Source organism: Shewanella frigidimarina, from assembly GCF_003797125.1.
In the GTDB taxonomy this organism is placed as follows: Bacteria; Pseudomonadota; Gammaproteobacteria; order Enterobacterales; family Shewanellaceae; genus Shewanella; species Shewanella frigidimarina.
Window position 1 is genome coordinate 627939 of the sequence record NZ_RKKE01000002.1, and the last position, 23636, is coordinate 651574.

17 protein-coding genes are annotated in these 23636 nt (G+C 41.0%); 8 read left to right on the forward strand and 9 right to left on the reverse strand.

Going from position 1 to position 23636, the window contains the following annotated elements:
• Positions 1-103: 103 nt before the first annotated feature.
• Positions 104-1762: a DNA repair protein RecN gene (gene recN, locus EGC86_RS07705; RefSeq protein WP_123777141.1), complete on the forward strand. Its 1659-nt coding sequence runs from the start codon at positions 104-106 to the stop codon at positions 1760-1762.
• A gap of 148 nt (positions 1763-1910) precedes the next feature.
• Positions 1911-2975, forward strand: a complete 1065-nt coding sequence (locus tag EGC86_RS07710) for a hypothetical protein (RefSeq protein WP_123777142.1) — start codon at positions 1911-1913, stop codon at positions 2973-2975.
• Between the two features lie 131 nt (positions 2976-3106).
• Here the strand turns inward: EGC86_RS07710 and EGC86_RS07715 are convergent, their stop codons facing one another.
• The 9 genes from EGC86_RS07715 to glyA form a co-directional block, all read right to left on the reverse strand.
• A complete protein-coding gene (locus tag EGC86_RS07715; protein WP_011636515.1) occupies positions 3107-3598 on the reverse strand; it encodes a phosphatidylglycerophosphatase A family protein in 492 nt (163 codons plus the stop codon).
• Positions 3599-3607: 9 nt separating this feature from the next.
• Positions 3608-4564, reverse strand: coding sequence for a thiamine-phosphate kinase (thiL, locus tag EGC86_RS07720; protein WP_123777143.1), 957 nt, complete (start codon positions 4562-4564; stop codon positions 3608-3610).
• 87 nt (positions 4565-4651) lie between these two features.
• Positions 4652-5056: a transcription antitermination factor NusB gene (nusB, locus tag EGC86_RS07725; RefSeq protein ID WP_011636513.1), complete on the reverse strand. Its 405-nt coding sequence runs from the start codon at positions 5054-5056 to the stop codon at positions 4652-4654.
• Positions 5057-5069: 13 nt separating this feature from the next.
• Positions 5070-5546: a 6,7-dimethyl-8-ribityllumazine synthase gene (ribH, locus tag EGC86_RS07730; protein WP_011636512.1), complete on the reverse strand. Its 477-nt coding sequence runs from the start codon at positions 5544-5546 to the stop codon at positions 5070-5072.
• Between the two features lie 123 nt (positions 5547-5669).
• A complete protein-coding gene (gene ribBA / locus EGC86_RS07735) occupies positions 5670-6773 on the reverse strand; it encodes a bifunctional 3,4-dihydroxy-2-butanone-4-phosphate synthase/GTP cyclohydrolase II (protein WP_011636511.1) in 1104 nt (367 codons plus the stop codon).
• 124 nt (positions 6774-6897) lie between these two features.
• On the reverse strand, positions 6898-7557 hold the full coding sequence (locus EGC86_RS07740) for a riboflavin synthase (RefSeq protein ID WP_123777144.1): 660 nt from the start codon (positions 7555-7557) through the stop codon (positions 6898-6900).
• Between the two features lie 64 nt (positions 7558-7621).
• Complete coding sequence (ribD, locus tag EGC86_RS07745; protein ID WP_123777145.1) at positions 7622-8767, reverse strand: bifunctional diaminohydroxyphosphoribosylaminopyrimidine deaminase/5-amino-6-(5-phosphoribosylamino)uracil reductase RibD; 1146 nt, start codon at positions 8765-8767, stop codon at positions 7622-7624.
• A 64-nt stretch (positions 8768-8831) separates the two neighbouring features.
• Entirely contained in the window at positions 8832-9281 is a 450-nt protein-coding gene (gene nrdR, locus EGC86_RS07750) for a transcriptional regulator NrdR (protein ID WP_011636508.1), read from the reverse strand.
• A gap of 114 nt (positions 9282-9395) precedes the next feature.
• On the reverse strand, positions 9396-10649 hold the full coding sequence (glyA, locus tag EGC86_RS07755; protein WP_123777146.1) for a serine hydroxymethyltransferase: 1254 nt from the start codon (positions 10647-10649) through the stop codon (positions 9396-9398).
• A gap of 261 nt (positions 10650-10910) precedes the next feature.
• On the opposite strand from glyA, the gene ettA reads away from it, so the two are divergent.
• The 6 genes from ettA to EGC86_RS07785 all read left to right on the forward strand — a co-directional run bounded on the left by ettA (position 10911) and on the right by EGC86_RS07785 (position 23422).
• On the forward strand, positions 10911-12578 hold the full coding sequence (gene ettA / locus EGC86_RS07760) for an energy-dependent translational throttle protein EttA (protein WP_123777147.1): 1668 nt from the start codon (positions 10911-10913) through the stop codon (positions 12576-12578).
• Between the two features lie 288 nt (positions 12579-12866).
• Positions 12867-14102: a hypothetical protein gene (locus EGC86_RS07765; protein WP_011636505.1), complete on the forward strand. Its 1236-nt coding sequence runs from the start codon at positions 12867-12869 to the stop codon at positions 14100-14102.
• A gap of 320 nt (positions 14103-14422) precedes the next feature.
• The gene (locus EGC86_RS07770) at positions 14423-15463 is read left to right on the forward strand and encodes an efflux RND transporter periplasmic adaptor subunit (RefSeq protein ID WP_425376022.1); all 1041 of its coding nucleotides are present in this window, start codon (positions 14423-14425) and stop codon (positions 15461-15463) included.
• A complete protein-coding gene (locus EGC86_RS07775; RefSeq protein ID WP_123777148.1) occupies positions 15463-18567 on the forward strand; it encodes a multidrug efflux RND transporter permease subunit in 3105 nt (1034 codons plus the stop codon). Before EGC86_RS07770 ends, EGC86_RS07775 begins: the two co-directional genes overlap by 1 nt.
• 17 nt (positions 18568-18584) lie before the next feature.
• A complete protein-coding gene (locus tag EGC86_RS07780) occupies positions 18585-19058 on the forward strand; it encodes a LabA-like NYN domain-containing protein (RefSeq protein WP_123777149.1) in 474 nt (157 codons plus the stop codon).
• Positions 19059-19591: 533 nt separating this feature from the next.
• Complete coding sequence (locus EGC86_RS07785; RefSeq protein WP_123777150.1) at positions 19592-23422, forward strand: EAL domain-containing protein; 3831 nt, start codon at positions 19592-19594, stop codon at positions 23420-23422.
• Positions 23423-23636 lie beyond the last annotated feature (214 nt).

A 23636-nucleotide genomic window follows, 5' to 3' on the forward strand; every position in this document is an offset into this window, starting at 1 on the left:
ATAGTCAACGATAATTATTGCTCAACCACTTTACTGTATATAAAATCAGTATATACTGTTTATCAATACAGTGGTTTGGTAGTTTCATTGACAGGAATTCATTATGCTTTGCCAACTCAGCATCAACAACTTTGCTATAGTGCGCTTTTTAGAACTCGACTTTAAAGCCGGTATGACAAGCATCACCGGCGAAACAGGTGCAGGTAAATCGATTGCTATCGATGCGCTTGGATTATGTCTTGGTAATCGAAGTGATGCCAACACTGTCAGGCCTGGAGCCAACAAAACTGAAGTAAGTGCACGATTTACCCTTCATGATGTTCCTTTAGCCAAACGCTGGCTTGAAGATAGCGATCTTGATGCTGAAGATGAGTGTATATTGCGTCGAACCATTAACAGTGATGGACGCTCAAGAGCCTACATAAATGGTAATCCTGTGCCTGTGACGCAATTAAAAGCCATCGGTCAACTATTGATTGGTGTTCACGGTCAACATGCACATCACGCAATGCTTAAAAGCGAGCATCAATTAAACCTACTCGACCACTATGCTAACCACAAAATACTGCTTGATAGCGTTAGCGCTAGCTATCAACGCTGCAAACAAGTGGAAAATGAGCTAAAGCATCTTGAGCAAGCTCAGCACGAACGCATTTCTCGTCAACAGCTACTGCAATATCAAGTAGAAGAGCTTAATGAGTTTAACTTAGGCTTGGAAGAATTTGATGAAATTGAACAAGAACACAAACGCTTAGCCAATGGCACAGATTTAATTGAACGTTGCCAAGCAGGGTTACACTTATTGACCGAAAGTGATGAAGGCAATATAGAATCTCTGCTTAATAAAGTGGCCAGTATTGCTGATACGCTTCAAGGTTATGATGAATCCCTTGCGCCTATTAGTACTATGATTAGCGATGCGTTAATTCAAGTACAAGAAAGCGCTAGCGAAATTGAAAGTTATTTAAGCAGTTTAGAACTTGACCCAGAACATTTTGCCTATTTAGAAAAACGCCTTTCAACGGCAATGCAATTGGCGCGTAAGCATCATGTGAGTGCAGATAAGTTGGCGCTACATCATCAAGCATTGATGAATGAATTAACCGAACTTGCTGACGATGAAACTAAATTAGATGGTATAAGACAACAACTTGAAACCACCAGAAATGCCTATTTAACCAATGCACAAAAACTGAGTCAAAGTCGTAGTCGTTATGCCAAAGAATTAGACAAGCTAGTCACTCAGTCTATCCATGAGCTCAATATGCCTAAGGGTAAATTTACCATTCAGATTAATCATAATCCGGACAACATTTCAGTTAATGGCTGCGATAGCATTGAATTTATGGTTACCACTAACCCTGGGCAACCATTACAACCGATTTCTAAAGTAGCCTCTGGCGGTGAGTTATCGCGTATTGGATTAGGGATTCAAGTGATCACAGCTAAAAAAGTCGCCACTCCAACACTCATATTCGATGAAGTTGATGTGGGTATTTCTGGACCAACGGCATCGGTAGTCGGTCGTATGTTACGTAGCCTTGGTGAGTCGACTCAAGTGTTATGTGTCACCCATTTGCCGCAAGTTGCGGGTAATGGCCATCAACATATGTTTGTGAATAAATTTAATAAAGGTGGCAACACCGAAACGACCATGCAGACCCTAGATAAAGATCAACGGGTGAATGAACTTGCGCGCTTATTAGGTGGTGATGTCATTACAGAAAATACCTTGGCTAATGCCCGTGAGCTGTTGCAATAATCGTTATGCACTTATAAAAAGTAAATCAATATGTTAACGTAAAGTTAAATAGATTTACGGATAAATCATAATGATGAAAGTAATAAAGGGCTTGGGTATTTTTGTCGGGCTAATATGTAGCTTACTGGTATTTACCGTTGTCTGTTTAGTGGCCATTAATGCAACAGACAGAACAAAGTCACCTAACACTCTTTTAGTTGAAAACTGGCTAAAACAGCAACCTATAGATCCTAGCGAAAATGGCTATGAGTATGCAATTACTATCGTAGGCACAATAGGAGATGATAAAACAAATGATAAAAAACCATTAATCAGCTTCAGCGAGCAAGAAGTTGAGTTAACTGACAATTTTAAAACCGCTTGTTATCAAACGGATTTGATAATATGCAGTGAATTTATTAGCGATAATAGCGATAGTATTAGAAATGTTATTGGCGCTCATAAAGCCAATATACAACAATATAATACATTATTAGATATGCCTTATTGGCAAGAAGAACCACAGTCTTTAACCCCAAATAATCAAGCTCACTGGGGTCTGCTTTTTAAGTTAAGAGATGTTCGTCAGCTTGCTGCGATAATAAGTGTAGATACATCTGACAACAAACTTGACCAACAAGCTGCAGTAGCATTTTTAAACAAAGATGCACATTTTTGGAATATGGTTTATCACTCATCTCGCTCAACACTCAATCATATGATTGCCGTTAACATGATAAAATATCAGCTTAATTTAGCTAGCACTTTAGCTAAGACCACAGATGCAGCTGTTGTAACCAAAGTCACAGCTTGGCAAACATCATTCGAGTTAACTGATAGTGATTTTGAACGGATATTTTCTGGAGAATGGCTTTTTGCCCATAACGTTACAGAACAAATGTTAATTGAAGTGCAGTCTGATAGCGTGGCTTTTTATGAGAAATGGTTAGCATATGCGTTGCTTAAGCCAACAGACAGTGACAATCTCATGGCCGAGTATATTGTCAGCCTAGTAAAGGAACCGGTTTCAACGACCTCTATGCACACACTCAAAGAACCAAATTATTGTTCTAACGACAATTATTTTCAGCAATTATGGATGTTACGCTACAATCCGATTGGTAAACTATTTAACTGCACTGTTTATGGAACAGATTACAAACAACGTTTAACTAATATGAATACAGAGTTAGAGCAATTGCGGACTAATCTACTTACCGCAAAATCATCCTAATAAGTAGCTGCAACTGATTAAGTATAAGTATTATCGACAAAAAAGAGCACAAATATGCTCTTTTTATGTATTAGGTGCGTTTATAATCATTGTTATAATCAGCTACTTATAATCTGGTATTGATAAAATATTTATAGATAATAGACCGCTAGTTGTACACCGATTAACGAAAATATTCCCGCCAATACATCATCAATCATTATCCCAAAACCGCCATGCACTTTGGCATCGAGCCAGCGAATAGGCCATGGTTTTACGATATCAAAAAAGCGAAATAGTACAAAACCAAGTGCTAACCACATAAAACCTAAAGGCGCTGCAATCATGGTGATCATCAAGCCAACTACTTCGTCCCATACAATTGCACCATGGTCATGTACGCCCATATCTTTAGCTGCTTTGCCACAAATATAGAATCCAGCGAGCATGCTAATACAGGTAATGATAAGGTAATTAGTTAAGCTTAACTGTTGCATGAGTAGCACGATGGGAACAGCGGCTAAAGTACCAAAAGTACCCGGTGCTTTTGCCGCTTTACCGCTGCCAAAGCCTAATGCCAAAAAGTGAATTGGATTGGCTAAAGACAGTTTTTTTACGAATTTATCTTGGGTTAATAGTCTCATAGTAATCAATTAAAAATGCACAAAGCCACGTGAAATTGGGTTAAATTCTAGCCCATTTTCTACTAGTTTTAATTTATCACCTGCACTGATTTGGCCAATTTTAACAAATTTTACACCAGCATGAATTAACGCTGTATCAATTGCGCCACGTTGAGACTCAGGAACCGTAAACAATAACTCGTAGTCTTCACCACCAGTAAGTGCATAACTTAATGCATCTTCATGGCTGAGATTGGCTTTAATTGAGTTTGATAACGGAATTTGATTCACATCGATGACGGCGCCCACTTTTGATGCCGTTAATATATGCCCAATGTCAGACATTAAGCCATCTGATAAATCGATAGCACTGGTGGCGAGTGTACGAAGCGCTTGGCCTGCTAAAACACGAGGCGTTGGGTAATAATGACGATTAATTAGGTATTCTTTATCTTCAGTGTTAACTGTTTTGACTCCTCTGAGGATATCAAGACCTAAAGCTGAGTCACCTAATGTGCCTGTCACATAAATCCAATCACCTATTTTTGCACCATCACGGGTTAATGCAGTGCCTTTAGGAACTTGGCCATTAATCGTAATACTGATACTGCGAGGTCCACGGGTAGTATCACCACCAATTAAGGCAATACCATAATATTCTGCAATCTCGAACAAGCCTTCACTGAAATGTGCTAACCAAGGCTGGTCAACATCAGGTAAGGTCAACGCTAAGGTAAACCAGGCAGGTTCAGCTCCCATTGCGGCGAGGTCAGAAAGGTTAACCGCTAACGATTTATAACCTAAAGCATGAGCAGGAATGTTTGCTAAAAAGTGGACGTTTTCAACAAGGGTATCACAAGAAATCGCTAACGATTTATTGTCTGCAGGATTCACTAACGCACAGTCATCGCCGATGCTTAACTCAACATCGCGCCTTTTTAGGCCTTTATTGCGGAAGTAATGTTCGATGAGTTGGAATTCTTTCACATTCAGTCTGGTACGGTAAACCGTCCACCTTAATTTTGAAACAATTGATAACAAATGAAAACGGTATCCGAAGATACCGTTCTGGTGTTACTTATGCTTCACTAACTTATCAAGCAAGCCGTTGACAAATTTGTGACTATCTTCAGCACCAAACGCTTTCGCTAACTCGATACCTTCGTTAATCGCCACTTTAAACGGCACATCTTTACGGAAGGTCAACTCATAAGTTGCCAGACGCACAATGGCTTTTTCTACTGGTGATACTTCTTCAAACTTACGATCAAGATGCGGCTTTAACAGCTCATCAATTTGCGATGTTTTTGATGCTACACCAGTTAACAACTCACGAAAATAAGCGACATCAACACCGTCAGTGTTCTGTTCAGTTAAAAACTCATGTTCTACGTCAGCAACTTTGTTTTGACTTAACTGCCATGAATAAATGGCTTGAACGGCTAAACGGCGGGCCTTACGGCGCTCTGAAGGTTTCATACTTTTCCTACTATTACAGCTGTTGTTCTAGTTGTTGCAGTACATTAACCATTTCAAGCAAACTAAGGGCTGCTTCGCCACCTTTATTACCTGCTTTAGTACCTGAACGCTCAATAGCTTGTTCAATGGTATCTGTAGTTAATACACCGAATGAAACAGGAAGATCATACTCTAATGCAACTTGTGCAAGACCTTTGTTACATTCACCAGCAACAAATTCAAAATGAGGTGTACCGCCACGAATGACAGCACCTAATGCAATGATACCGTCAAACTTTCCACTTGCAGCCACACGTTTTGCAGCAAGTGGTAATTCAACTGCACCAGGTACGCGAACAACTGTAATGTTGTCGTCACTGACCTGGCCGAAACGCTTTAATGTGTCTATTGCACCATCAAGCAGACTTTCAACTAAAAAGCTATTGAATCGCGATATTACGATCGCCACTTTGGCATTTTTCGCTTCGATATTACCTTGAACTACGTTCATTCTATCTTACCTAAATTAGCTAAAGCACCCAGCTCGGGGCAAAAAGAGGCGTCATGATATCACAGCCAAAAGCCCTGAGCGCTATGCAATTAATGAATTTGTTAAATTTACCATCAGCCAAAATTATTCAGCTATATAATCAGTCACTTCTAAACCGAAACCAGACAGTGAATGATAACGTTTTGGCGAACTGAGTAAACGCATAGTGCTGACACCTAAACTCGACAGAATTTGCGAGCCTACGCCAACACGACGAGATGTTCCTTGCCACATAGCTGGCGCTGGAGATTGACCATTGTCTTCAGCTTCAAACGCTTTTACTTTGGCCAATAAATTACTCGTATGTTCATCATTACCCAATAACACTAAAACACCACCTTCTGAAGCTATCCGCTCCATGGCTTTTTCTAATGGCCAACTGCGCTTTTGATCACGTTCCGAATGCAGTAAATCATTGAAGGTATTTTGTAAATGCACTCGTACTAAGCAATTCGGTTTTACGTCATCTTTAATCAAGGCGTAGTGTAGTTGATTATCGATAGTGTCTCTGAAGGTCACCATAGTAAACTCACCAAAACGAGTCGGTAATTTACACTGAGCTTCGCGTACAACCGTGGTTTCATTCGTATTACGGTATTCAATTAAGTCTGCAATAGTACCGATTTTAATCCCATGCTTTTCGCTGAATATTTCTAAATCGGGCCGGCGCGCCATGGTGCCATCTTCGTTTAAAATTTCAACAATCACACCAGAAGGCTCACAGCCAGCTAAGCGTGCTAAATCACAACCGGCTTCAGTGTGACCAGCGCGTATTAATACTCCGCCCTCTTGTGCCATCAACGGAAAAATATGCCCAGGTTGCACTAAATCAGAGGCTTTGGCGTCTTTGGCAACAGCAGCTTGTACAGTCACTGCACGGTCATGAGCAGAAATACCTGTTGTGACTCCAGTAGCCGCTTCAATTGACACGGTAAAATTCGTCGAGAACTGGGCATTGTTATTGGTAACCATTAAAGGCAAATTAAGCTGCTGACAACGCTCTTTGGTCATTGTTTGGCAAATTAATCCACGGCCATAGGTTGCCATGAAGTTGATTGCTGCTGGCGTCACTTTATCAGCGGCCATGATCAAATCACCTTCATTCTCTCTGTCTTCATCATCCATCAAGATAACCATCTTACCTTGACGAATATCTTCAATGATTTCTTCTATGCTATGTAGCGCCATTGTCAGACCTTTATTTAGTAAGTGTTTGATTTAACATTTAGGTATTAAATCTACTGGTATTGCGAATTATCTATAGAGTACAAATGCTGTTTTACTGTCGCAATTAACGTAAAAATTGTCGCGTTTAACGTAAAAAACCTGATTTAACGAGTAACTCCATGGTCACGCCCGATGAAGGCTGCACATGGTTAGCCTCCGGTTGCATTAAACGCTCTAAATAGCGCGCGATTAAATCGACTTCGATATTGACACTATCACCTACTTTTAAATCCACCAGCGTGGTTTCACCAGCAGTGTGAGGCACAATCGTTAATCTAAAACGAGCACCATCAACTTCATTCACGGTCAGACTAACGCCATCGATAGTGATCGAGCCTTTGTGAGCAATATAGCGACTTAATTGAGCTGGTACCGATAACCAAAACTCGAGTGCCTTGCCTCTGTAAGCGCATTGCTCAACTTTGGCAATGCCATCAACGTGTCCACTCACCATGTGTCCACCCAATCGAGTGGTTGCCGTCACCGCTTTCTCTAGATTAACTTTCTGACCTACTTGATAATGACTAAAGCCCGTTAAGTCAACGGTTTCTGCCGATATATCAGCAACGTAACCATCACCTAAACGCTCAACAACGGTCAAACACACGCCATTGGTTGCAATACTATCACCTAGCTTTACGTCGGTTAAATCCAACTTACCACTGGCAACCGTTAAGCGGATATCGTTACCTTTACGATCAATTTTACGTAATGTGCCAAGGGCTTCGATTATTCCAGTAAACATAATGACTCACTTTTTGCTGTTAAACTTTGCTGTTGCTCAGGTTTTAGCCATAGCAACTCGCACATTAATAGGGTTGATTATATCTGAGGATATAACGCTTATCTTGTCCTACGTTACGTTCATCAATTAGTTGCAGTGCAGGCGTTTGTTCCATTGTACTGTAATCAGGTAACTGCAACATATTACGTCCATGGCTACCGAGGATTTTAGGCGCTTGATAAAGCACTACCTCGTCAACGAGCCCTTGGGCGACAAATGCCCCCGCTAAAGTGGCCCCCGCTTCAACTAAAACAGAATTAGCATGCTGACCTAAATACGTTAGCAAGGCTAACAATGGAATTCTGCCCGACGAGTCACACGTTAACTGAAGAAAAGATACATGTTCTGGAAATTCTGCCTTGACGCTTTCGGGATAATGGCAACCAGAAACCAGTAAAATAGGACTTTGAATTGAAAATAATTGCTGTGTTGCGGTTAATCTTGCGCGACTGTCTAGCACAACCCTTAAGGGTTGAAAGAATTCATCTTTTGTATGACGAGTGGTTAACTCACCTAGCGTCTCATAGCGCACATTAAGGCTAGGATCATCGACAAGAATGGTTTCAACACCTGTGATTAATGCACAGTGGCTAGCACGGTATTTTTGCACATCAGCTCTTGCTGCACTGCCGGTAATCCACTTTGACACTCCATTAGACAAGGCCGTTTTACCGTCTAAGCTGGCGGCTATTTTGACGGTTATCCAAGGAAGCCCTGTTTTCATCCGTTTCATAAAACCCAGGTTAAGGTCATAGGCCTGTTCGCAGAGCAATCCAACATCAACCTCAACACCAGCCTCACGTAATAGGGTAATCCCGCGGCCAGACACTTCAGGATTTGCATCGGTCACTGCGACCACAACTCTGGCAACTTTGGCGTTAATTAAGCCTAAAGCACAAGGTGGTGTGCGACCATAATGGCTACAAGGTTCAAGAGTGACATACGCGGTGGCACCTTCAGCAGACAAGCCATTATCATGCACCATTTGCAGTGCATTAACTTCGGCATGCCCTTGGCCCGCACGTTGATGATAACCCTCACCAATAATCTTATTCTGATAAACAATGACACAACCGACACAAGGATTTGGCCGTGTTGTATAACGGCCTTTCTCGGCAAGGGCGATGGCACGATTCATCATTTGGGTGTCAAAGGTGGACCAGTTAGACATGGGAGATAATCTCTTATTGCTTAAATGCCATTAAAACCATTAAAACAGATATTATTACGCAACATTACTTTTGCAATTTAGCAATGGCTTCACCAAATTGGGATACATCTTCAAATGCGCGATAAACCGATGCAAAGCGGATATATGCCACTTTATCAAGGCTCATCAACTGTTCCATCATCAGATTACCAATCATTTCAGAATTCACTTCACGCTCACCTGTCGCGCGCAGCGTTGATTTAATTTTAGTTAATGCTTGCTCAATTTCATCAATTGAGACTGGGCGTTTTTCGACCGCACGTAGCATGCCGCCACGCAATTTTTCTTCATCGAATGGTTGTCGAGTGCCGTCGCGTTTGATGACGCGAGGCATGACTAATTCTGCGCCTTCAAACGTGGTGAAACGTTCATGGCATTCAGTACATTCCCGGCGGCGACGTACTTGGTGACCATCAGCCACTAATCGAGAATCTATAACTTTGGTATCGGTCGCGCTACAAAAAGGGCAATGCATTGAACCTCCTGCAGAAAAAAACAAAATGGCCGCTAACAATTAGCGGCCATTAAAGTTTATCCTATTTGTTGAACAAGGTTAACCTAAACCTGTATCAACAAACATCCAATACGATTAACCGTATACAGGGAATCGAGCACATAAGGCTAAAACTTGGCCTTTGACGCGGTCGGTTACAGCAGTATTAGTTGCATCATCAAGAATGTCACAAATCCAACCGGTCAATTCTTTCGCTTCTGCTTCTTTAAAGCCACGACGAGTGATTGCTGGCGAACCAATACGGATACCAGAGGTAACAAACGGTGAACGAGGATCGTTAGGCACTGAGTTTTTATTAACAGTAATGTTTGCGCTGCCTAATGCGGCATCAGCTTCTTTACCGGTTAAATCACGACCAATTAAATCAACCAACATTAGATGGTTTTCAGTACCGCCAGAAACGATTTTATAACCGCGAGCTAAAAACACTTCAACCATGGCTTTCGCGTTTTTAACCACTTGCTGCTGGTATACTTTGAATTCTGGCTCTAATGCTTCTTTAAATGCAACCGCTTTACCCGCGATAACATGCATTAAAGGACCACCTTGGCCACCCGGGAATACCGCTGAGTTCAACTTCTTATACAACACTTCATCATCGGCTGCAGAAATAATAATCCCGCCACGAGGACCCGCTAATGTTTTATGAGTTGTAGACGTAACCACGTGTGCATGTGGAACTGGCGTTGGATAAACACCAGCAGCAATTAAGCCTGCTACGTGTGCCATATCAACAAATAAGTATGCACCAATTTTGTCTGCAATTTCGCGCATTCTTGCCCAATCAACAATACCTGAGAATGCAGAGAATCCGCCGATAATCATTTTAGGCTTATGCTCAATGGCTAAGCGTTCCATTTCGTCATAATCAATTTTGCCAGCTTCATCGATACCGTAAGGAATGATGTTGTAAAGCTTGCCAGAAAAATTCACTGGTGAACCATGGGTCAAATGACCACCATGAGCAAGGTTCATCCCTAAAACGGTATCACCCGGTTGTAACAACGCCATAAATACTGCGCTGTTTGCTTGCGAGCCTGAGTGAGGCTGTACGTTGGCATAAGTTGCACCAAATAATTCTTTTGCGCGTTCAATAGCCAATGTTTCAACAACATCAACGTATTCGCACCCACCATAATAACGCTTGCCTGGATAACCTTCAGCATACTTGTTAGTTAACTGTGAACCTTGCGCTTCCATCACACGTGGACTGGTATAGTTTTCAGACGCAATCAATTCAATGTGTTCTTCTTGACGACAAGTTTCATCTTCAATGGCTTTAAATAATTCTGGATCATAATCCGCAATATTCATCGCTTTCTTCAACATGGTAGCTCCAACATCATTATATAAATAGTAGGGTTGCGCGGTATTCTACTCTGCAACGATAATGATTTACAGTACAAACAACATGAAATTCACTGTGTTCTGAATACAAAACGATTCATGTTAATAACGCTAAGCTAGCAGATTCTTTAGCGAATTGAGTCTAATAAGCACGCTAGATAAAATCACACAATTGCCTGTTGAGTTCAGCACATAATACAGTAGAATTATCACCATCTTTGTTGACAATTAGACAATATAATTATGGCTCAATTTGTATACAGCATGCTTCGTGTGGGTAAAATTGTCCCACCTAAAAAGCAAATATTAAAAGACATTTCATTAAGCTTCTTTCCTGGCGCCAAAATTGGTGTACTCGGGTTAAACGGTTCAGGTAAATCAACATTGCTGCGCATCATGGCGGGAATAGATACCGAAATTGAAGGTGAAGCACGCCCAATGCCTGGGTTAAAAATTGGCTACCTACCGCAGGAACCGCGCTTAAACGAACAACAAACTGTGCGCGAAGCCGTTGAAGAAGCCCTAAGCGAAGCTAAAAATGCACTAATACGCTTAGACGAGGTCTATTCTGCTTATGCTGAGCCCGATGCAGACTTCGACACACTTGCAAAAGAGCAAGGCGAATTAGAAGCCATCATCCAATCTCAAGATGCACATAATCTTGATCATATTCTTGAACGTGCTGCTAACGCATTACGTCTCCCCGATTGGGATGAGAAAATTGCCGTACTCTCTGGTGGTGAACGTCGCCGAGTGGCCATTTGTCGTTTATTGCTTGAAAAACCAGAAATGCTATTACTCGACGAACCAACCAACCATTTGGATGCCGAGTCAGTGGCATGGTTAGAGCACTTTTTACAAGAATATAACGGCACTGTGGTCGCTATTACTCACGACCGTTATTTCTTAGATAATGCTGCAGGTTGGATTTTAGAACTCGACCGCGGCGAAGGTATTCCATGGGAAGGTAACTACTCATCTTGGCTTGAACAAAAAGATGCGCGCTTGTCCCAAGAATCGTCCACAGAAAGCGCACGCCAGAAAACCATTGCTAAAGAATTAGAGTGGGTACGCCAAGGTGCTAAAGGTCGTCAATCAAAAGGTAAAGCCCGTATGGCTCGCTTTGAAGAATTGAACACCAACGATTACCAAAAGCGTAACGAGACCAATGAACTGTTTATCCCACCAGGACCTCGCTTAGGCGACAAAGTCATTGAAGTAACTAATTTAACCAAGTCATATGGTGACCGCGTACTGATTGATGATTTGACCTTCACGGTTCCTAAGGGCGCTATCGTCGGTATTATTGGTGCTAACGGTGCGGGTAAATCAACCTTATTCAAAATGATCTCAGGCGAAGAACAACCAGACAGTGGCTCTATTTCTGTCGGTGATTCGGTTCAAATTGCCTCGGTTGATCAGTTCCGTGATTCGATGAATGACAAAAATACCGTGTGGCAAGAGATTTCTGGCGGCCAAGATATTATGCGCATCAACAACACTGAAATTTCTAGCCGTGCTTACGTAGGCCGCTTTAACTTCCGTGGTGGCGATCAGCAGAAAATAATTGGTTCATTATCGGGTGGTGAGCGCAACCGAGTTCACTTAGCTAAGCTATTACAAGCTGGTGGCAACGTATTGTTACTCGACGAACCCACCAACGACTTGGATGTTGAAACATTACGAGCACTAGAAGAAGCTTTATTAGAGTTCCCTGGTTGTGCAATGGTTATTTCCCATGACCGTTGGTTCCTTGACCGTATTGCGACCCATATATTGGATTACCGTGATGAAGGTAAAGTGAGTTTCTATGAAGGTAACTACACTGAGTATTCAACTTGGTTAAAGGCCACCTTAGGCACCGATGTAGTGGAACCGCATCGATTAAAATACAAGCGCTTAAATAAGTAACCTGTCTGTAGTAAAAGTGTTGAATAATAAAGCAGAGCCTTAGCGCTCTGCTTTATTATATTAGCCACTATTTGAAAGATTATTGTCTATATTGAACAATCGAGATGCCGACAAGTGTCAAAATTTTGTCAATTTATTGTGAGCAATGCACCACAATCTGTTTGTAAAGCCAAAATAACTTCAGTATTATAAATTATTAATGGATTATTTTACTCTTTGCTGATTACACTCAGCGCAATACAGAGTGTCGATGGTTCCAGCTTGTAGAGAAATTTAATGGAGATATCAGTGAGATACGGTTCAATTAGCCTTGCTTTATTGTGCTTATACGCAAGCAACTCATTTGCGGCACTCGAAGTCATTACCACGTCAGAAAAGCAGACTCTCAATAAAATTGAAAATCAATATGATATCGATACCCTGCTAATCACTGTTAACGACAAATTCTCACAGCTTAATAAAAAAGCCTATGACGTTGAAGGACTGAAAAAAACAATCGTTTCAGAACAACAACGTTATGATGAGCTAATTACAGAATTACCTAAGGTTATTCGTGCTAAAACGGGGCTTCCTGAAACCTATAAACAAATTGAAGAATCCGTCAATTTAGTCGATGAATTAACCCTAAAAGCAGAAGAAGACAGCAAGCGTCTTGAAACTGAAAAAGTTGAAATATTAACTGAATATGAGGCGATAAATAAAAAACGTGCCGCTAAAAGTCAGCAACTATTTAAACTCAAAACTGATATTACTAATCGTTTAATTGCAGATTTATCTAAATCAAGCAGCACACTGCCAGTCAATATTAATGGTTCGACTGAGTGTTCAAAATATCAAACTATCGCAGATTGTTTGAAAGAGTCTAAAAGCAGCATTTTATCAAATACCCGTAATGAATCGCCGTTTTTAAATGACAAAAGTGTTTTATTGTCATATGAAGTTATCGACGCCAACATGAATATGAGAGGCGATTTACATTATAAAGTGGCGATGAACTTTAAGCCTTCTTATAACGATAAAATCGACTCAATGTTAAATGAAGAATTAGGCCTTAAGTCAGCGATGGTGACGTTAATCAGTAACGTACCCGCAGATTGGTATATCAATGGCACCAAAGTGGGCACGGGCAAAAAACTTTTTCACGAGATCCCTTTAGGTAAACACGGCATTTTAGCGTCTTACCAAAATCAAGATAAATCTAGCGTAGAAAATGTTGAAGGTAATGGCGTATTTAATTATAAATTTGCCAATGTTACTTCGTCTAACAAAGCCAGTAACCAAGCTAAAGTGGTGGCAGCAGAAGTCCCTAAAGGCATTCTTAAGCCAACAGTTAAACAACCACAACCTATCGCCCAAAAAGCGAAAGCTAAATACACCTTGTTTTCTGACCAAACCAGTATTAAGTTGAGTGATGATGACGCAAAAAAGAAATCATCAGATAAAGGTTATGAATATTTTATGGGTGTTACACCTGTCAATAAAAAGCAAAACATTGAATTTACTAACGAGCCTATCGAGAAGTAATGTTCTAACCAGTGTTTTAACATAACTGTTTATTCAGCTTGGCTGACATAAATCAAAGCCATATCTTCGGATATGGCTTTTTTTGTTGCTATAACATCATTAAAACGACTATCGATATGCGCCTTGTTACAAAGAAAATTAAAAGATTTACATTACTTTACGCTGAATTAAGCAAATATACTTACAATAAGCTGGCATCAATCACCGGCTAGTCGTTAGCCTATGTCGTTGTGCAACGACACCATCAATTATTGCTTATAGAGATGTGTATTTACATGATCAACAAACTTGGCCAATGTCTTTTTTCAACTACCGTATTGATGATGGGATATATTGGGTTTATTCCCAATGGTATTGCCGCGCCCACACCTCCCCGCGCAGAAAAAGTGGTTCCGGTCATCACCGCCACCGTTGAACAGCATGAGCTTTCGCAATCAATTACCTTAATCGGAAAACTGGCTGCTACTCACTCGGTAATGATAGCGCCGCAAGTCGCAGGCAAAATAGATAGCATAGCGGTCACATCCAACCAATATGTCAATAAAGGCCAGGCTCTGCTGACGCTTGATAACCGCAAAGCTAAAGCCAGCGTGACCGAAGCTCAAGCTTATTATCAAGATGAAGTGCGTAAGCTTAATGAGTTTAACAAGTTGATTCACGTTAACGCCATCACTCAAACAGAAATAGAAGCTCAAAAGTCCAGTGTTGATATCGCTTTCGCTCGACTTGAATCAGCCAAAACAGATCTTGATTACCATACTCTAGCCGCGCCATTTTCCGGAAATACTGGTTTGGTTAACTTCAGCCGAGGCAAGATGGTCAGTATCAATGAGTCACTATTAACACTTGATGATTTATCGGTGTTACAGCTCGATTTACAAGTTCCAGAACATTATCTCTCTTTGTTAAGTACAGGGATGTCGGTAAACGCTTCCAGCAGAGCATGGAATAAAACCATTTTTACAGGCAAGATTATCGCAATTGATCCACGCGTCAATTCACAAACACTCAACCTCAATATTCGCAGTCAGTTTGATAATCAAAAGGGTAAATTAAAGCCCGGTATGATGATGTCGGCAACACTGGTATTTCCAAGCGTGTCTTCCCCTATTGTTCCGGTACAAGCACTTGAATATTCTGGTACCAAACGTTATGTCTACGTAATCAACCAGGACAACATCGCCACACGCACCGAAGTGATGTTAGGGGCCAGAATTGACGATCAAGTGTTACTCGAATCTGGCATTAACATCGGCGACCACATCGTCGTCCAGGGGCTGGTAAATATGCGTGACGGTGTCAAAGTAAAAGACTTAGCTAAGCAAAATAAAACAAGCCCTGTTAAACAGGAGCAACAATAATGTGGCTAAGTGATACGGCGGTAAAGCGCCCTGTAGTTGCGATTGTTTTAAGTTTATTACTGTGTGTTTTTGGCTTGGTATCGTTTTCTAAATTGTCAGTTAGAGAAATGCCCGACGTACAAAATCCGGTAGTGACAGTGATGACCACTTATAGCGGTGCATCAGCCACTATTATGGAAAGTAAAATCACTAAGAGCCTTGAAGATGAATTAACTGGCATCAGCGGTATTGATGAAATCACCTCAACCACTCGAAATGGCATGTCACGTATTTCCATCGAGTTTGAACTAGGGTGGGATTTAACCGAAGGCGTGAGTGATGTACGAGATGCCGTTGCTAAAGCCCAGCGTCGCTTACCTGATGAAGCTGATGATCCAATTGTATCTAAAGATAATGGCACTGGTGAACCGTCGATTTACGTCAACTTAAGCTCTGAAAATATGGATCGTACTCAACTCACTGATTACGCCCAGCGGGTATTGGAAGACAGATTTAGCTTAATTACTGGCGTGAGTTCAGTTAATATTTCTGGTGGCTTATATAAAGTCATGTATGTACAACTAAAACCGCAATTAATGGCCGGTAGAAATGTAACTACCAACGACATTATTAGTGCCTTAAATACCGAAAATCTTGAAACACCCGGTGGCGAAGTCCGTAACGACACCACCGTCATGTCTGTTAGAACAAAACGTCTATATTACAGCCCAGAAGACTTCAACTATTTAGTTGTCCACACCGCTGACGATGGTACGCCTATTTACCTTAAAGATGTCGCTAGCGTATTCATCGGTGCAGAAAACGAAAACTCGACCTTTAAAAGCAACGGCATCGTTAACTTAAGCTTAGGTATAGTGCCGCAATCTGATGCCAATCCATTAGACATATCACTGCAAGTACAACAAGAAGTCGATAAGGTGCAGAGCTTTTTGCCAAAAGGAACGCAATTGGTTGTCGATTATGATGCCAATGTGTTTATTGCGCGCTCGATTAATGAGGTTTACAACACCCTATTTATTACTGGGGTACTGGTTATTCTTGTGCTGTACATTTTTATCGGTCAAGTACGGGCAACCCTTATTCCAGCAGTAACAGTACCTGTATCGTTAATTGCCGCATTCATGGCGGCATATAGCTTAGGTTACTCCATTAACTTATTGACCCTAATGGCGCTTATTTTAGCCATTGGCCTAGTGGTTGATGACGCCATCGTTGTGGTTGAGAATATCTTCCACCATATTGAACAAGGTGAACAACCTATACTTGCTGCGTATAAAGGGACTCGCGAAGTCGGTTTTGCTGTGATCTCAACAACACTAGTACTGGTAATGGTATTTTTACCTATTTCATTTATGGATGGCATGGTCGGGTTATTGTTTACAGAGTTCTCCGTAATGTTGGCAATGTCGGTGCTGTTTTCATCCCTTATCGCCCTTACACTTACCCCAGTGATGAGCAGTAAACTATTAAAGGCCAATGTGAAGAAAAATCGTTTTAATATCGCTATCGATAATGGCTTTAATCGTTTAGAGCAACGTTATCGTAGTATGGTCAAATGGGCATTACACTGGCGCATAGCAGCACCATTCATAATTATTGCCTGCATCGGTGGTAGCTACTTACTCATGCAACAAGTCCCTTCGCAACTCTCACCACAAGAAGATCGCGGAGTATTATTTGCGTTTATTAAAGGCGCCGAAGGCACCAGTTATAATCGGATGGTTGCCAATATGGACATTGTTGAAAACCGATTAATGCCACTATTGGGTCAAGGAGTGGTGAAATCATTTAGTGTTGAAGCGCCAGCATTTGGCGGAAGAGCGGGAGATCAAACCGGATTTGCGATTATCCAGTTAGAAGACTGGCAAGATCGTGATACCGATATTAAACAAGCATTAGCATTAATCAGCCAAACGTTAAAAGACATTCCCGATGTCATGGTACGCCCAATGCTGCCAGGATTTAGAGGTCAATCAAGTGAACCCGTTCAATTTGTACTTGGTGGCTCTGACTATGCTGAGTTATTTAAATGGGCCCAAGTACTGCAACAAGAAGCCGATGCAAGCCCTATGCTGGACGGGGCAGATTTAGATTACGCAGAGACCACACCAGAACTTGTTGTGACGGTAGACAAGCAACGAGCTGCAGAGTTAGGGATTAGCGTTGCAGAAATAGCGACAACCTTAGAAATCATGTTGGGCGGCCGCAGTGAAACAACCTTTGTTGAACGTGGCGAAGAATATGATGTATACCTTCGCGGTGATGAAAACAGCTTTAACAGCGTCACAGACCTCAGTAAGATTTACTTTAGAAGCAGCAAAGGCGAATTAATCACCCTTGATACCGTCACCAAAGTTGAAGAAGTAGCTTCACCACAGCGATTAAGCCATACCAACAAGCAGAAATCGATCACCATCAAGGCAAATTTAGGCGAAGGTTATACCCTTGGCGAAGCCCTCGACTTTTTAGAACAACGCGCAATAACATTACTGCCAAACGATATTTCAATTGCCTACACGGGTGAGTCAAAAGACTTTAAAGAAAACCAAGCGGGAGTGCTGATTGTATTTGCTTTAGCACTGCTGATTGCTTATCTGGTATTAGCGGCTCAATTTGAAAGTTTTATCAATCCTGCAGTGGTGATGTTTACTGTTCCAATGGGTATTTTTGGTGGTTTTATTGGTTTAGTTCTAATGCATCAAGGGATGAATATCTATAGCCAAATTGGCATGATCATGTTAATTGGTATGGTAACTAAAAATGGTATTTTAATCGTTGAGTTTGCTAACCAACTCCGTGACAGAGGCTTATCGCTCGACAACGCTATTATTGACGCATCAGCTCGTCGCTTAAGACCCATTTTAATGACAGCCTTTACCACCCTTATTGGTGCTATACCATTAATAGTATCTACCGGCGCGGGGAGTGAAAGCCGCATTGCAGTTGGAACTGTGATATTCTTCGGCATGGCATTTGCGACGGTTGTCACCCTATTGGTTATCCCCGCAATGTACCGACTTATTTCTTCGTCAACCCACTCTCCAGGGTTTGTTGAAGCACAACTTAATGACGCCATTGCTGCTCAAAAAGCGCAACAGCCTTAATCTTCACAGGTGTAATAATGACAACGCTTGCCGTATTTGTAGATGTGCAAAATATTTATTACACCTGTAAGCAAGGTTTTGGGCGTTCATTCAATTACCGAGCTTTATACAAACATTTGTCGGCACAGGGCACTATTAGCCACGCTATCGCTTACGCTATAGCCCCGGCAGATGACGGTCAGGTTAAATTTCAAGATGCACTAAAACATATTGGCTTTACGGTTAAAACTAAACCTTATATCCAGCGTAGTGATGGTTCTGCCAAGGGAGATTGGGATGTTGGGATTACCATCGACATGCTTGAGATAGCACCTACGGTGGATGAGGTTATTTTACTGTCTGGTGATGGTGATTTCGATTTATTACTCAAAAAAATCAATCAAACGACCACATGCTACACCCATGTATTAAGTGTTGAGCGCCTCACAGCAAAATCATTAACAGATCAAGCGCAGCACTTCACCGCAATCGATGCCTCGCTTCTTATTTAAATAACCTAAACTCGGCATAACAAACGCCCCCTCAAACAGCACTTTGCCTTGCTAACGGCGTTATTTTTCTACACGTGAAGACTTGTAATAGGTCAGCTATTGCCCCTTCAATTCGCCTTGTTAGCAAAAAAATAACAAACTTAATAGTGGTTAATGACTAAGGTATGAATATTCATATTTCAAACGCTTACAAAAACTTCAGGTTATATACAAACACTTAGAATATCGACCCACCTATTAGCGTATACAACAAAACTGCACATGCGACAAAAACATCGCTAACAATGATACCGACAATAAAAAAGTTTCATTTATTCCACATCTATTCGGCATTAATTACCAAAGATGTACTCTTATCAGTATTGTTTAAATTGGATGAGAGAAAGTATGGGTAGACCCCAAACTCATAAACAATGTTATTATTTTGTTGTGTAAAATAGCGACTGTATTTACAATATACCATCCTGTTATTATAGGTGCCAAAATCAGCTTCCAATAAAATAATAATAATAATAATAATAATAAGGTATCTAATGGTGTTCTTTTTCCAAAGATGGTTATGCTCACTGTTATGCTTACTTCTCTCCGTTGCCTTCACTTCAGCCACAAGTGCGAAACAGTTTCAGATAGATAGACTCAATATCGCAGACGGCTTGCCGTCAACCATGATCACCTCTATCTATCAGCAAAAAAATGGTTTCTTATGGTTTGCCACCGATGCTGGGGTGAGCCGTTATGATGGCCAAGAGTTTATCCATTTTCAATTTTCACCGGGATCTAACAGGCATATATCGAATAACTTTGTTACGGATATTATCGAAGATACCCTAGGCAATATTTGGTTTGCCACTGAAGATGGTCTCAATCAACTCACCGTCGATGATGAACTTAACATCTACTCCACCTCGCAACAGCCTTTTGCTCAAAATACCAATTGGATAATGCGCTTATACTTGGATTCAAAACAGCAGTTATGGATAGGTACAGGCAGTGGATTGCAATATAAACCTGAAAATGGGTCTAATTTCATCTCGGTTCCATTATATTTAAACCAGCAAGAGACTCCTGTAGAAACATCTATTTACAGCATAGTAGAAGACACTCAGCACCGTCTTTGGGTAGGAACAGACCATGGTCTCGCATTATTAGAACCCAACAGTACAACAATGCGGTTATATCAATCAGATAAAGCACAAGCAATATCCACAGTAGGCTCATCCGTTGCTACGACAGATTTATTTAGTGATTACATTCTGACGAGTCAAATAGACCATCACGGTCAACTTTGGTTTGGTAGCCAACATTTTGGCTTAATTAAATTTATGCCCAACGACAACACATTCCACCATTTTTTTAGTACAACACAACCCAAACCAGGTCAAATCCCCAGTAACTACATCACCAGCATCGCTATTGAAGACGAGCAACATATCTGGATCGGTACCGACAAAGGCGCGGCAAATTTAACTGTAGCATCCGAACATTTTGACTGGTTAACCTCGCAGACGTTTAATCAACAATCATTACCTACCAATGATGTTGATGATGTATTTATCGACCATTCAGGAGTCGTTTGGTTTGCAACTAACCAAGGTGCGGCATATTACACGCCATTGAAAAAATCAAGTCGACTGTATAAACCGCTTGCCAGCGAATCAGAGCTATCAGGAGGCAATGTTTACGCAATAGCGTTAACACAATCTGGTGATGCCTGGGTAGCAACAAATAAGGGTATTGATAAGATAAACATCGATAACAAAACCGTTCAATTAGGTCCTTTAAAAGATAAAACCATTCCATCATTAATAAACAATATTTGGAACGTAAAAACAGACAAAGACAATAATCTGTGGTTTTCTGACGCAGAAGGCCTGAGTTTTTACGATCAACGTTCTGGCACTGTGCAACGCTTTAGTAATAAAGTGAATAACCCCTATGGGTTTCCTAATACTGATTTCTATACTGTTGACCCCGACCAAGAAGGCAATGTGTGGATCACAGGCTATTTAGACGCTGGCGTAATGCTATTTAACCCACAAAAAGGCTTAATAAAACATTATTTTAACGATGCGGATAATCTCTATACTTCGGGTGGAAATTTCACCTTCGACAGTTTAATCGCTACCCAGGGTGAGTTATGGTTAGCCACCACTAACGGTATTTTTATTATTGATCCTAAAACAGATATCACATCACATTTAAGTTTAGGTAATGAAAGAGAGAACATCCGGATAGGCGGTATTTACCAAGACGAACAAGGCATTATGTGGGCGGCAACCCAAGGGCTCGGGTTAGCAAAAATAATTCCAACGCCAGATGCCCCTCAGGGGTTTGTCATTGAATACATTACCCGCAAACAAGGCTTACCAGATAACCGTTTAAAAGCCGTCATCGGTGATAACCAGGGTAATTTATGGCTAACGAGCCAGCACACCTTAACTAAATATAACCTAAAAACCGGTCAAATAAGTGTTTACCCTAGCGTGATAAACACCGACAACTTAACTTTTAATGAAGCAGCGATTGCCATTTATCAACACCAGTTACTATTAGGCACTAATAAGGGTGTGATACAGATAGATATCGACACTATTAGCCAAAATGATTTTGCGCCTCCTGTGCATATCACTTCGGCAAAAATAGCCAATAAATCGTATATTAATATTAACAGCCATAACCCTCCACCGAAGCCCATACTTGATTACGACAACAACATGATCCAGTTTTCATTTGCGTCGTTAGACTATACCGCCCCTAAACGAAATCGATATCGATATATGTTAGCGGGGTTCGATCAAGATTGGCTGACTACAGTGCTACCTCGGGCGATGTACACTAATCTAGCGGCGGGTGATTATGTGTTTAAAGTGCAAAGCACTAATAGCGACGGAGTGTGGAGCAACCAACAGGCAGAATTTGCTTTTAACATAAAAAAAGCCTGGTGGTATTACGCATTAATAGCTTCGGGCACCATCATTATATTGATCATGATTTTATTTGGGTTATCTCGAATTAAACAAATGAAAGAGCTCAGTCGCCGAGCTAATTTTGACAGCTTAACTGGATTGGCAAACCGCTTTCATTTTAATCAACAACTGTCATTACTTATGTCTAATCCATATAACACCGCTGCGGTCGTGTTTATCGATTTAGATCACTTTAAAGAAGTTAACGATTCTATGGGCCATGATGTAGGCGATGAGCTCATTATCCAAGTTGGTAAACGGCTTCAGCATTGTTTAAGCCAACAAGATGTATTAGCTCGACTAGGCGGAGATGAATTTGCCTTAATCATTCCATACGAGCAAGTTGCGGCTGACGTGAACCGAGATTTAGTCAATATCATTGAACGAGTTCGTCAAACGCTCAATAAAGGCTATCAAATCAATCAATATTGGCTAAACAGTTCTGCCAGTATTGGTGTGGCATGTTTCCCTGACGATGGTAAAGATGCCAAAACATTATTAAAACACGCTGATACAGCCATGTACGCCGCTAAACAGAATGGTCGTAACGGAAGTTACTTTTTTAACGAAACCTTATCCACGGCATTATTAGAAAGATTATTAATTAAAGACCAACTTAATAATGCCATGTCAGATGCGCAACTCGAAGTACATTACCAACCAAAATGTTGTGTTGATACTCATGAAATTGTCGGTTTAGAGGCGTTACTTCGTTGGAATCATCCCCAACACGGCATGATTTCCCCTAGCCGCTTTATTGATCAAGCTGAAGACAGCGGCTTAATTATCGATATCGGATTATGGGTACTTGAACAAGCCTGTCAGCAAGGATATCGCTGGCATCAACAAGGGATACTGAGAGGCAATATATCGGTCAACATTTCACCGGTACAGTTATCGCAACCGACCATTGTCGATGACATCGCAGCCATTTTAGAACGAACCGCCTTTCCTGCTCATCATCTTGAACTTGAAATTACCGAGTCGTTACTCATTAAAGATTTAAAAACCGCACAAGACGTTCTGTTAGCACTCAAACAATTACGCGTACGTATTGCTCTAGATGATTTTGGCAAAGGTTATTCGTCATTAAACTATTTGACTCAGTTCCCTATTGATACTTTAAAAATTGATAAGGGATTTTTAAGCAGTATCTTGCCTGAAGAGACCAGCAATATAGTATTACGAAACATCATTACCTTAGGTAATGAGCTGAAATTAGATGTCATTGCAGAAGGCGTCGAAACTCATGCTCAGCTGCTAAAATTGAAACAGTATAATTGTAAAATAGTTCAGGGTTTTTTATTCAGTCATGCTCTTGATGTCACTCAATTAGAAATATGCCTTCTACATAACCAGTTAACCTTATGTGAATATGTTGAAGTGGAAAACGAATAATGAGAACGGCAACTTATTAGCGATTCATGCATAAGCAGCACCCAAACTGTTAACGGCTTACTGCGACGTCTGCAAACACACATAACCTTCACTAACGATGCTGTTACCTATCAATCTGTATTCTAAACTAACCCTAATAAGGTGCCTTAAACTCTCGTTATTGATGCGAAAGACACATTCATTTCAAGGCAGATAATTGCCTGTGAAATGCTTA